Origin of the sequence: Shewanella frigidimarina (assembly GCF_003797125.1) — a bacterium.
GTDB lineage: Bacteria > Pseudomonadota > Gammaproteobacteria > Enterobacterales > Shewanellaceae > Shewanella > Shewanella frigidimarina.
Genome location: NZ_RKKE01000001.1, coordinates 535,381 through 548,190 on the forward strand (window position 1 = coordinate 535,381; position 12,810 = coordinate 548,190).

9 protein-coding genes are annotated in these 12,810 nt (G+C 42.6%); 4 read left to right on the top strand and 5 right to left on the bottom strand.

Annotated features, from left to right (window positions below):
• Window positions 1–479: 479 nt before the first annotated feature.
• From EGC86_RS02360 to EGC86_RS02370, 3 genes are all read right to left on the bottom strand, one after another.
• The gene (locus EGC86_RS02360) at window positions 480–1,271 is read right to left on the bottom strand and encodes a phosphoadenylyl-sulfate reductase (protein WP_011638630.1); all 792 of its coding nucleotides are present in this window, start codon (window positions 1,269–1,271) and stop codon (window positions 480–482) included.
• A complete protein-coding gene (gene cysI, locus EGC86_RS02365; protein WP_123776514.1) occupies window positions 1,264–2,955 on the bottom strand; it encodes an assimilatory sulfite reductase (NADPH) hemoprotein subunit in 1,692 nt (563 codons plus the stop codon). Before cysI ends, EGC86_RS02360 begins: the two co-directional genes overlap by 8 nt.
• Window positions 2,956–3,033: 78 nt before the next feature.
• On the bottom strand, window positions 3,034–4,824 hold the full coding sequence (locus EGC86_RS02370; RefSeq protein WP_123776515.1) for an assimilatory sulfite reductase (NADPH) flavoprotein subunit: 1,791 nt from the start codon (window positions 4,822–4,824) through the stop codon (window positions 3,034–3,036).
• A gap of 466 nt (window positions 4,825–5,290) precedes the next feature.
• Here EGC86_RS02370 and EGC86_RS02375 point away from each other — a divergent pair, with 466 nt between their 5' ends.
• The 4 genes from EGC86_RS02375 to EGC86_RS02390 all read left to right on the top strand — a co-directional run bounded on the left by EGC86_RS02375 (window position 5,291) and on the right by EGC86_RS02390 (window position 10,893).
• Window positions 5,291–6,820 carry a Re/Si-specific NAD(P)(+) transhydrogenase subunit alpha gene (locus EGC86_RS02375; RefSeq protein ID WP_011638633.1) on the top strand — a complete coding sequence of 510 codons (1,530 nt, stop codon included), beginning with the start codon at window positions 5,291–5,293 and terminating at the stop codon, window positions 6,818–6,820.
• An 11-nt stretch (window positions 6,821–6,831) separates the two neighbouring features.
• Window positions 6,832–8,316, top strand: coding sequence for a Re/Si-specific NAD(P)(+) transhydrogenase subunit beta (gene pntB / locus EGC86_RS02380; RefSeq protein ID WP_059745559.1), 1,485 nt, complete (start codon window positions 6,832–6,834; stop codon window positions 8,314–8,316).
• A 104-nt stretch (window positions 8,317–8,420) separates the two neighbouring features.
• The gene (locus EGC86_RS02385) at window positions 8,421–9,440 is read left to right on the top strand and encodes a sensor domain-containing diguanylate cyclase (protein WP_123776516.1); all 1,020 of its coding nucleotides are present in this window, start codon (window positions 8,421–8,423) and stop codon (window positions 9,438–9,440) included.
• A 754-nt stretch (window positions 9,441–10,194) separates the two neighbouring features.
• Window positions 10,195–10,893, top strand: a complete 699-nt coding sequence (locus EGC86_RS02390) for a DUF3581 domain-containing protein (RefSeq protein ID WP_011638636.1) — start codon at window positions 10,195–10,197, stop codon at window positions 10,891–10,893.
• A 223-nt stretch (window positions 10,894–11,116) separates the two neighbouring features.
• Here the strand turns inward: EGC86_RS02390 and EGC86_RS02395 are convergent, their stop codons facing one another.
• Window positions 11,117–11,593: a TetR/AcrR family transcriptional regulator gene (locus EGC86_RS02395; RefSeq protein ID WP_123776517.1), complete on the bottom strand. Its 477-nt coding sequence runs from the start codon at window positions 11,591–11,593 to the stop codon at window positions 11,117–11,119.
• A gap of 234 nt (window positions 11,594–11,827) precedes the next feature.
• A complete protein-coding gene (locus EGC86_RS02400) occupies window positions 11,828–12,808 on the bottom strand; it encodes a hypothetical protein (protein ID WP_245423087.1) in 981 nt (326 codons plus the stop codon).
• Window positions 12,809–12,810: the final 2 nt, after the last annotated feature.

Here is a 12,810-nt window from a genome sequence, read left to right on the forward strand (position 1 = left end):
GCTTTTGAAGGTACGTGGATTGCAAAAACAATCCCAAAGCGTCCACAAAAACCGTCTACGGGAATTTCTAAATCTAGACTATTATCGGCACTGATGCATGAAAATTTAAATAAAATTTAATTATTTTCTATCCACACATAAAACCAGTAGCTCAATTCAATGCACAACTAATTATTTAGGAGGACAAACCAACCTCAACCTGTCCTTTTTAATTATAACGTTGCAATGTCTGACAACATGCTAACAAACATGCTTGGTGATAATTTGGCTGCATGATATTACAAACCGATGAGATAAAAGCCGTTTATCTCATAATTCAAACTTATGAATGACAAGAATAAAACAAATTAATTAAAAAGAATAACGTCGAATTTAAGACAAAATAGAGGGTGATACGGTAGATAATTAAAGCCTTAAAATGCATTCATCCGCAATAAATTGCGGATGAATGGAGTACGTTATCTAACACCACTTCACAACTAGATATCGAAGTGCAGACCACATTCTCGCTGTAAGCCATTAAAACGAGTTTCTTCTTCGCTCATGCCCAACTCAAGAGGTTTACTTGAGTGAGTATCGCCTACCGACACATAGCCTTGTTCCCATAATGGGTGATATGGCAAGTCATGTTCAGTTAAGTACATATGCACGTCTTTGTTGCTCCACTCAATGATGGGTAACAACTTAAAACGTTTGCCACTAATGGCTAAAATCGGCAATGCTTCACGGGTGCTAGACTGGCTACGACGCAAGCCTGCGAACCAGGTACCGACATTTAATTCAGCTAATGCACGTTGCATAGGCTCAACTTTATTGATGCGGTTATACTTTTCTAAGCCGTCAATCCCCTGCTCCCATAGCTTACCAAAACGGGCTTCTTGCCACGCTTGGGTTTGACCCGCTTGGTACACTTTAAGATTGAGGTTTAAGCGCTCAGTTAACTGATCAATAAATTGATAAGTCTCAGCAAACAAATAGCCAGTGTCGGTTAAAATCACCGGAATATCACTTTGCGCTTGAGTCACCATGTGCAACATCACCGCGCCTTGAATACCAAAGCTAGACGATAACGCATGATCGCCCGGTAAATATGCCAGGCCCCAAGCCACTCGTTGTTGCGCCGTTAAACCTGCTAAAAACAAGTTAATGTTTTCAAGCGCTGCAGTTTGCTCTGCTTTAGGCGCTAATAATAACGCCTGCAGTTGAGCCGGAGTCACAGAATGATCGACGGCCGCGCCAGTTGGCGCAGTCGTTACCACTTCATTAGGCATGAAAATCCTTAGCGGCGTCATTAACCGCCTTCACTACGCCAATGCGTACCGTGAAGTTACCAAAGGTTTCGCCCGCATCGCGCTCTGTAGCGTAGCGGCCAAACAAGGTATCCAATTCAGCTAAAATTTCAGCTTCTTGAATGTTTTCTTTATGCATTTTATTTAAACGCGTGCCTTCAAAGCTGGCGCCTAAATACAAGTTATAACGCCCAGGTGCTTTACCCACTAAGCCGATTTCAGCCGCAAATGGACGGGCACAACCGTTTGGACAACCGGTCATACGCACCACAATTGATTGCTCGCTAATACCATGCTTAGCCTGTAGTGCATCGATGTGATCGATAAACTCAGGGAAGTAACGTTCAGCTTCTGCCATCGCTAATGGGCAAGTTGGTAACGCCACACAGGCAATTGAATGACCGCGAGTACCGCTTAAGACTTGGCCTAATAAACCATGTTTACGCGCTAACCCTTCAATTTCAGCTTTATCTTGTGCAGCGACACCGGCAATAATCATGTTCTGATTAGATGTCATGCGGAAATCGCCTTTATGGATTTTGGCTATTTCACGTAGACCGGTTTGCAAGGTTTGACCTGGCATGTCTTTAATACGGCCACTTTCAATGAACAGCGTTAAATGAAACTTATTGTCGATACCTTCAACCCAACCATAACGGTCGCCGCGATCGCCAATGATCACATCACGTTTGGGCTCAAATTTAACCCCGGCACGTTTCTCTACTTCTGCTTTAAATGCATCATAACCATGATCAACAATGGTGTACTTTAAACGCGCACGTTTACGTACAACACGGTTACCCCAGTCACGTTGAACGGTCATTACCGCTTCTGCAAACTTGGTAACGTCGTCAGTTTTAATAAACCCAAAGTCGTCAGCTAAACGTGGGAAGGTTTCTACTTCACCGTGGGTAGACCCCATGCCGCCACCCGCAACCAAGTTAAAGCCAATTAACTCGCCGGCTTCTGCTACCGCAATAAAACCAAGGTCGTTGGTGTATACGTCGACATCATTATGTGGTGGAACTGCAACCGCCATTTTAAATTTACGTGGCAAATAGGTTTTACCGTAAACCGGTTCAACCGTTTCGGTGCCTAATAGCTTTTCTTCATCTAACCAAATCTCAGCGTAAGCGCGAGTGTGCGGTAATAGATGATCAGATAAATGCTTGGCAACCGCATAAGCTTGAGCATGTAACTTGGACTCAACTGGATTTGGGTTACACATCACGTTACGGTTTACGTCACCACAAGCGGCAATAGAATCAAGTGCTGCGCGATCAAGACCTTGGATCAAGGTTTTCAGATTACGTTTAGGAATGCCGTGGTACTGAAACGTTTGACGCGTGGTTAAACGAATGCTGTTTGAGGTGGTTAGCGTAGATGAAATTTCATCCACTTCTAACCACTGCGCTGGAGTACAAATACCACCAGGTACACGGGCACGTAGCATAAAGCTATGCAATGGCTCTAACTTTTGCTCTTTACGTTCGTTACGTAAATCACGATCGTCTTGCTGATAAAAACCGTGGAATTTGATCAACTGTTGATCGCCATCACTAAACGATCCAGTCACTTGAGTATCTAAACCCTCTTGGATGTCGCCGCGTAAATAATCACTGTCGATTTTTAAGTATTCGTTTAACGCTAACTTTTGCTCACTCATGGCCTGGGCCTCTCTTAATTCTGTTCAATTCATTAGTGCGATTGGGTTGCTAGATTTGACTAGCAACCGAGGTCGAATTTAGTACACGTCTTTTTGGTAGCGTTTTTCGCTACGAAGTGTTTCAAAGTAAGCTTCTGCGTCATCAGCGCTTAAGCCACCTTGTTCAACCGCTATATTCACTAATGCTTGGTGTACATCTTTTGCCATGCGTTCTGCATCACCACAGATATACACATGCGCGCCATTTTGTAGCCACTGCCACAACGCTTCAGCTTGTTCGGCAATGCGATGCTGAACATACACTTTATGAGCTTGATCACGCGAGAAAGCCACATCTAAACGCGATAAATCGCCATTTTTAAGATACTGCTGCCACTCAACTTGGTATAAGAAATCTTGTTCAAAATGTGGGTTACCAAAGAATAACCAGCTGTCACCCGACACACCGTCAACGGCACGTTGCTGCATAAAGGCGCGGAATGGCGCAACACCAGTACCAGGACCCACCATAATTACCGGTGTTTCTGGGTTTTCTGGTAAGCGGAAATGGTTATTAGGCTCAACATATACATTAACCTGCTGGCCTTCTTCAGCTGAGGCTAAGAAATGCGATGCACCACCAAAACGAGCTTGGCCTTGACGCTCATCTTCAACCAATGCCACTGTTAAGTGTACTTCGGCTTCAACTTCGGCCTGGCTAGAGGCTATTGAATATAAGCGTGGCGTTAATGGACGTAACATATCAACTAACTGCACGGCGCTAACCTTGGCAGGATATATTGCAACTAAATCGGCTAACTGATGCTTAAGAATAAACTGTCTGGTTTGTTCTTTGTCTTCACTAATGGCAGCTAGTTCAGCATTACCACTCAACTCAGCCCATGTTTTAACTAGGCCTGGGTATAACTGCGTTAATTCTTTCTTGTCAGTTAACGCAGCCTTTAATGATAATGACTGTTTTGATACGGTAACATTGTTGTCTGCAGCTAAACCGAGCGCGGCGATAACTTCATCGACAAGCACTTCGTTATTACTAAACCATACACCTAACGCATCACCGACTTGATAAGTTAATCCTGACTCGCCTAAATCAATTTCAACATGGCGGACATCACGATCAGAATCTCGACCAGTAATTTTTTGGCTGACGAGTACTTCTGCGGTATAGGGGTTTTGCTTGGTATATTCGCTTTCACCAGCAACTGATGCAGTACCAATAGAGACCACACTTGCACTTGATGCTTGAATATACGGCTTAACAGCTTCTACAACGCTGTCCTGCCATTGTTGTGAAATATCTTCATAATCAACATCACATTCTACCAACGGCAATAAAGATGTTGCCCCTAGTGCACTTAAACGCGCATCAAAATCTTTACCGGTTTGGCAGAAAAACTCATAACTTGAATCACCTAGCGCTAACACAGAATAATGAAGCTTATCTAATTTAGGTGCACGCTTTGAGGATAAAAATTTGTGTAGTTCAATCGCATCGTCAGGCGCTTCGCCTTCACCATGAGTACTAACAACCAATAACAAGATGGTTTCTTGTTTTAGTTGACGGACATTGTATTCGCCCATAGAAGCTAAATTAACCGCGTAACCTTGCGCCTGCGCTTTAGCCGCTAGCTCTTTAGCTACGCCACGGCCATTGCCCGTTTGGCTACCGTATAAAATCGTAACTGTTGGTGCGGCACTTGTCTCTGCTGTCGTCTCGACGCTGCCTTGACCTTGGTTAGCACTCGCAGCGAGATAACCACTGACCCATGCAAGTTGAACTGAAGATAATTCAGATGTGAGTTGCTTTAGCTTATCGACTTGTCCTTGAGACAATGGTGATGCTAAAGCTGAAAGTTCTTTTAACAACATAAGACGGCCTTATAACAGTGTAATGTGAACTAGCTTACTCCTAAGGACAAAAACCAAAAAAGAATAAAAGATGATTTTTTATTCCATTTAGGAATATGCAAAGATGTTTTTTTAAGCTACAAAAGTGTGGCGCAGTTAAAAGTTTTTAAATTACCTTAATTTAAAACCCTTTAATTAACCTAAAGGCACTTGTACCGAACATGCCTCATGTCGCAAGCTAGGAGCGCCAATTAACTGATGAATAATTATCAGGTTGATTGTTCTCTGAGTAAAACGACATGCAAATACAATGTAACTGTGTCAACGTAATGCCATTGGTTAAATAGTTTACCCGACTTCAATGGTCATATGCTGCTCTTTTTCTATCTTCAAAGTGCAGCATGTGAGGCAGAAATACTCAAACGGAATGGTCTATTGATGGGGAACAACAATAGACGGTCTTTTTATTAACCATCAGGAAACAGTCATGCAGATTGGAATACCGAGAGAAAGTATCAAAGGTGAAACTCGAGTCGCCGCGACTCCAGCCACTGTGGTACAACTAATAAAACTCGGCTTTAGTGTGGCAATTGAAGCACAGGCAGGTGTGAAGTCGAGCTTTGATAATGCTGCATTTGAAGCCGCTGGGGCGGATGTGGTCGACAATGTGTACGACGCTGACTTTATTTTTAAAGTGAATGCACCGTCCGATGACGAAATCGCCAAAATGAAACCAGGTACGACGTTGGTGAGTTTTATTTGGCCAGCCCAAAACCCTGAACTTGTTGAAAAACTGTCAAGTCACAATATTACTGTGATGGCGATGGACATGGTGCCACGCATCTCACGCGCCCAATCACTCGATGCCTTATCATCGATGGCCAACATTGGTGGTTATCGCGCGGTGATTGAAGCTGCCCACGAATTTGGTCGTTTCTTTACTGGGCAAATTACCGCCGCAGGTAAAGTGCCACCAGCCAAAGTGTTGGTAATTGGCGCTGGTGTAGCTGGACTTGCCGCTATTGGTACAGCGGGCTCGCTAGGGGCCATAGTGCGCGCATTTGATACTCGCCTTGAAGTGGCGGAGCAAATTGAATCAATGGGCGGTAGCTTCTTAAAGCTTGAATTTGAAAACAATGAAGGCGGCTCGTCTGACGGCTACGCTAAAACCATGTCAGAAGAGTTTATTGCCGCTGAAATGGCACTCTTTGCTGAACAAGCCAAAGACGTCGATATCATCATTACCACCGCATTAATTCCTGGTCGTCCTGCGCCAAAGCTGATCACCAAAGACATGGTCGATACCATGAAACCTGGATCAGTGATTGTCGATTTAGCAGCGGCAACTGGCGGTAATTGTGAATACACCGTCACTGGCGAACGCTTTATTACCGATAACGGCGTCAAGGTGTTGGGTTATACCGACTTACCCGGTCGTTTACCGGCGCAATCGTCACAACTTTATGGCACTAACCTAGTTAACTTGATGAAGTTAATGTGTAAAGCTAAAGACGGTAATGCAGTGCTCGATTTTGACGATGTAGTCATGCGCAACATGACCGTGACTCGTGGCGGCGAAATTACTTTCCCACCTCCAGCCATTTCAGTGTCTGCGGCACCGCAAAAACCAGCAGCGAGTATCGAGCCAAAAGCGGCCAAAGTTGACAAAGCACCGTCAAAACTTAAATACATTTTAGGTGTGTTAGGGCTTGCCGGCTTTGCTGCAGTCGCTTCGGTCGCACCGGCTGAGTTCTTATCGCATTTCACCGTGTTTATCTTATCGTGTGTGGTGGGTTATTACGTGGTGTGGAATGTGTCGCACTCATTGCATACGCCGTTAATGTCGGTCACTAATGCTATTTCAGGCATTATTGTGGTTGGGGCGTTATTGCAAATAGGCCAAGGTTCAGCATTAGTCACGGCGCTTGCGTTTGTCGCGGTGCTTATTGCCAGTATCAACATCTTTGGCGGGTTTACCGTCACTCAGCGCATGCTGAAGATGTTCCGTAAAGATTAAGGAGTCATATCGTGTCTCAAGGACTGGTTACAGCATCTTATATCATTGCCGCGGTGTTTTTTATTCTCAGCTTAGCTGGATTATCAAAACAAGAAACCGCTAAAAATGGTAATTTATTTGGCATTATTGGTATGGCGATTGCGCTTATTGCAACCATACTCAACCCTGCCACAAGCGGCGTAGAATGGATTATTCTCGCCATGGTCATTGGTGGATCAATTGGTATTCGCTTAGCATTAAAAGTCGAAATGACTGAAATGCCAGAGCTAGTCGCGATTTTGCACAGTTTTGTGGGTCTAGCAGCGGTATTAGTGGGCTTTAATAGCTTTATTGATATCCAACCACACGAAGTGTCTGAAATTGTTGTGGTATTGGGGCAAGATCTCAACACAACACTAGAAACCGCCAGAGCGGCATTTGCAGAAGCGAGCAAAGCCCAACAAACTGAGCACCTAACCGGTGCAATGCTTAACATTCACCTAGTGGAAGTATTTTTAGGCATCTTTATTGGTGCTGTCACCTTTACAGGTTCGATTGTGGCCTTTGCTAAGTTACGTGGTTTGGTTTCATCAAAAGCATTAATGCTACCTCATCGTCATAAATTAAATTTATTGGCCGTTGTGGTGTCGTTTATTCTAATGGTGATATTCGTTCAGGCTGGTGGTGCAGTGACACCAATCATCTTGATGACCCTAATCGCGTTCGCATTTGGTTGGCATTTAGTGGCTTCAATTGGCGGTGCAGATATGCCAGTTGTGGTTTCCATGCTGAACTCATATTCGGGTTGGGCAGCAGCAGCAGCAGGTTTCATGTTATCTAATGACTTACTGATTGTTGTTGGTGCGCTTGTGGGCTCATCGGGTGCGATTCTGTCTTACATTATGTGTAAAGCCATGAACCGCTCGTTCATTTCTGTTATTGCCGGTGGTTTTGGTAACGACGCGGCGGCATCAACAGGCGATGACACTGTGGGCGAATACCGCGAAACAACCGCAGAAGATGTCGCTGATATGCTAAAAGCGTCTGATTCAGTCATCATCACCCCAGGTTATGGTATGGCGGTTGCTCAAGCTCAATATCCTGTTGCAGAAATCACTAAAAAGCTCCGTGCACTGGGTATAAAAGTTCGCTTTGGTATTCACCCTGTTGCAGGACGTTTACCAGGCCACATGAACGTACTGTTGGCTGAAGCTAAAGTGCCTTACGATATCGTGTTAGAAATGGACGAAATCAACGAAGACTTTAGCAGTACTGATACTGTGCTAGTGATTGGTGCTAACGATACGGTTAACCCAGCGGCGATGGAAGATCCAACTAGCCCTATTGCTGGCATGCCAGTATTAGAAGTGTGGAAAGCGCAAAACGTGATTGGCTTTAAACGTTCAATGAACACCGGTTATGCCGGTGTACAAAATCCATTGTTCTTTAAAGACAATACCCAAATGTTGTTTGGCGATGCGAAGGACAGTGTAGAAGCAATCCTTAAAGCCTTATAAATCAACTTTGTGACGAACAAAACACCAGCAACTAATGCTGGTGTTTTTTTGTTTAATAACCAGCTAAACTGGGTCAATTGGACTCAAAGGATTATCAGCTATCCATGGCACAGCAGGACATCATTACTCAATTACAGCTTGAACTAGAGCAGCATAAGCAGACAATCAAGCAACTAGAGAATGAGAACAATCGACTTACTCTATTAAATAAACGAGTAAACGAGCAACTCAACGCTACGCTTGATGGCACTGGTTTATGTCTATGGGAACAACATATTCCCACCGGGAACCTGACTATTTTTAATCAGCAGTGGGGCCATCTGCTCGGGTTTACTCGTGAAGAGTTACCAGCTCATATCAGCAGCTGGAAAAACAATCTACACCCGGAAGACAAAGACTGGGTAATACAAGCCTTTGAAAGTCATGTAGCCGGTAACGCAGAAATTTATCAAGCCGTGCATCGTATGGTACATAAAGATGGCACTGTTGCATGGGTATCTGACCGTGGACGTATTATTGAGTATGGTATTAACGGTGAACCGCTGCGTATTATGGGCACTCATATTGATGTCACCCAAGAAAAGCGCTACGAACAAGATTTAGCCAAACTCGCTCATCGTGATCCGTTAACTAATTTACTCAATCGAAATGCACTCATTGCTGCCTTTGAACAAGGAAAAAGCACTCACAGTACACATCAAGGCGCGCTATGCTTTATCGATTTGGACGGTTTTAAGATAATTAATGACCACTTAGGCCATCGATATGGCGATAGTTTATTAATCCATATTGCCAACGATATAGCTCAAATATGCGATCAACTCTTTAGTACGACGCCAGACACAACACAAACCCCACGACATCATGTGGCACGTTTTGGTGGTGATGAGTTTGTCATTTTAGCTCATTGTAATGATGTGGAACGACTAACAACCTTGGCTAAAACCTTACTGTCACACTATCAAAATCCTATCGAATTAGAGGGTGAAAGCATTAAAGTAGGCCTCAGTATTGGGATCAGTTTATTTGATGAATTAGATGAGTTTACCAATGTTTGCGAGCAAGCAGATAAAGCCATGTACAGTATTAAAAAACACGGTAAACATAACTTCTTATTTTGGTAAGAGGATTAAAAAACTAGAGAATTTACTTTTACACGCTTAAAAATTCCAACATTAGCTCTCACATAAGCCTTAAATCATCACCAACTGTGCCAAGGTCTTTGAAAAAATTCCCATTGCCAGGGTCAAACCAATATACCCTCTCACCAGTATTTTTACTTATGCTCAACTCCAGATAAAACTTGGGATAAATCCATACAATGAGTTTATCCAAAGCTGTAATGTCAGAGCTGTTATCTAGTTTGCTAACAAGGTGAAAGACGGATAAATATCTGACCTATTGCCATTCAATACCAAGCAGAACGCTAACAAAGAACGGTTTGATATCCATTAAGTCGATGTAAATGACGCTGAAATTTGATATGAATAACACTGAAAATATAATTTATATCACTTTATATTCGTTTTCAGGATATGCTGCCAACTAAGTTGATTTGTTATTCAAAACAAAATCTCGAGTAAAGGCACCAAATAATATTGGTATACTGTTGTAATACAAAGAGCATGTTCGACTTATTTCGTCGCTAATGACAGCGGCGAAACAGAATTAGTACACTAAAGACACCTTGTCGTTAATCTCAACATAGGATGTTTATAGTCATCGGGTGAGTTTATTTGCCATCATGCAGTAAACTCTCGCTCATTAATGGATTTTATCACTAACCTAGTCTCGCATTAGCCTACATTGTTATCGCGTTATCATTAACAATCATGCCTTGTGATATGGCTTACTACTGACTAATAAGAATTATTCTTTATGTTTTTATCACCTTATTTTACTAAGCAAGATCAAAGTGTGTTTATTTCGGCTCAACAAGCCAGTGACTTCGCCAAAAAAATCGCTGGAGATTTCAACCCTATACATGATGTGGGCGCTAAACGCTTTTGTGTCCCTGGCGATTTATTATTTGCACTAGTGCTGACCCAATACGGCCTAAGCCAGAACATGCAGTTTAAGTTTGCCGGCATGGTTGGTGACAACGTTGAGCTTCACGTCGATAAAAATGTGGCCAATAAATTCAGCATTAGCGACACCAAAGGCAAAGAATATCTGCATATCGAACGTCAGGGTGAAGTGTGCCAATGTGATATACAAACAGCGGCATTTATTAAAAGCTATGTCGCTTTTTCAGGATTGAACTTTACCCATGTACTTGTGCCAATGATGAAGCAATACAAGGTCATGATTAACCCTGATCGCCCATTAGTAATTTATGAAAGCATGTCATTTCATTTAGATCATTTTGATTTCAGCACCATCAGTTTGCACCTTATCAAACAAGACTTAGCCATTGATGGTAAGCGTGGCGATGTCACCCTCACCTTTGAACTGCAAAGCGAAGGCAAAGTGATAGGTAGCGGAATCAAAACATTAGTATTAAGCGGTTTGCGTGCTTTTGATGACGAGCAAGCGCAGCAAATGTGTGACAGATATGAAAGCAGAAAGTTAGCGTAAACCATAATACGTGAGCGATGTTCAATCGCTCACAATATACCATTCCATAATGATATCTAAGCAGTCCAACATGTTGAATGTTCAGATACCAATATGGAATGTTCAGTTCGATATCGTATTGATCATAATGTCAATTTTAATATCAATTTGTTACTTACAGGGTAAAACTTAAATAGCCAAAATTTTTGGTGCGTGTAGCAAGCTAGTGAATTTAAATCAGTGACTACTCTTGCTGTAATGGCACATCGTGTAATAATGCCAATGCACTATTGCCGATAAGTTGCTCAACACATTTACGCCCAACATCAGCAAAATGACTCAAAGCAGCTTCGATGACAATATTAAGCGACTTGAGTATTTTCATGCTTTCGTCACTACTACCACATAAACTGAAAAACAGTTGTAAAACGGCTTTACGTTCAGGTTGTTTCATAACTTCAGCCCATGATTGCTCTAGCGCTGCTATCGAAGAAAAATCTAATCCTTCAATAAAAAACTGCCCAATACGTTGATCTAAACGCACTAAGAATTCTGTTTTACGCGGGAAGTGATGGCTGATACCTGTTCGGCTGACACCAGTAGCAGCAGACAGCGTAGTATAAGACATCGCCTCAAAACCAATCGTGAGGATTTGTTTAAAGGCTTCATCTAAAATTTGGTTAACGGTTAACTCAGTTTCAACTCGTGAACGCTTGGCCATAAACTTGGTCTCTCTAATTATTTTGGTGCAAGAGCTTACCAGACCAAACCAGAAAATTCTGCTAAGAATTAGCAAATTTACAACATTTTTAACCGTACATTATCCAGAAAGGCAGGATAAAACAGAACATTATCGCAATAACTATTTATTTACCCTTATAAATCAAAGGTTATAAAAAATCACCATTTAATGAGCAGTGAGAAGTGATAAAAACACGTAACAAAAATTTACATATTATTTTTCGGTTAAGAATTGATTTGTCAGCCAGCGCTGTGTTTCTGCCTTACCCATTAACCTTTCCAAGGTCGGCGACAGCACTTCAATTAGTTCCGGTTGACGCCAAAACATATACCCTGGCAAAGATTGAACCGCGCTAAAAGTGCGCTGAACTAAGCTAGAAAACTCTGCCATGTCACGCGGCGACCACGTCGGCATTAATGGATAAACCGCCGTTAAAAAATCCTCATAGTGAGTAAAACCCTGCAATTGCTGAGCATCATAATGACTGAGCACTATTTGAAGTTGAGGCGCACTCCAATGCGACAAATTACCACTGTCATTGATAAGCGCCAGATTTCGGCGATGAAATTGTTGCCACCCCAAATCGAGCTGTTGATAATGCAGCGCAATACACCATAACAGATACAAATCCGCTAGCCATTCATGCTGATAATCTGTCAAAGAGGAGGGTAAAATGCTGCCTTGTAGTGCGATGTTATATAAATGGCCGATTTCGTGCCACAAGGTTAATTGTATTTGGTTGGCTAATGGTAACTGATAAGTTTTTAAGCCAATAGCGCCACTTTGCTCAGCCATATTGTTAGCTGGATTAATAACAATAACCCCTGCTATTTTTTGATGCTCAGCAACCAGCACCATCGCACTTTTACGTCCAACTGCGCGGCGAATATTGGCAGCTGAAAAAGCCGTTTGTTGTTGTAATGAAGCAGGGAGTAACGCAATACACCTTACCAGTGTAGATAAAGAACATATTAGCGCTTGTTTGGTTGCTATTGGGATAAAATAAGCTTGGCGAATGTTATCACTCGCCAAGCCATCTTCAACCATAACCGCTATGGTTTTTAGTTGATTTTTAACCACAAACTGAGGCGTAATAAGCTGGCTGGCATTAACAAAGTGACAAACGAATAACGGTGCGCAAACAACGCTACAGCTTAATAACTTGAGTAATGACCGTTGCCAGTATCTAAGCATCA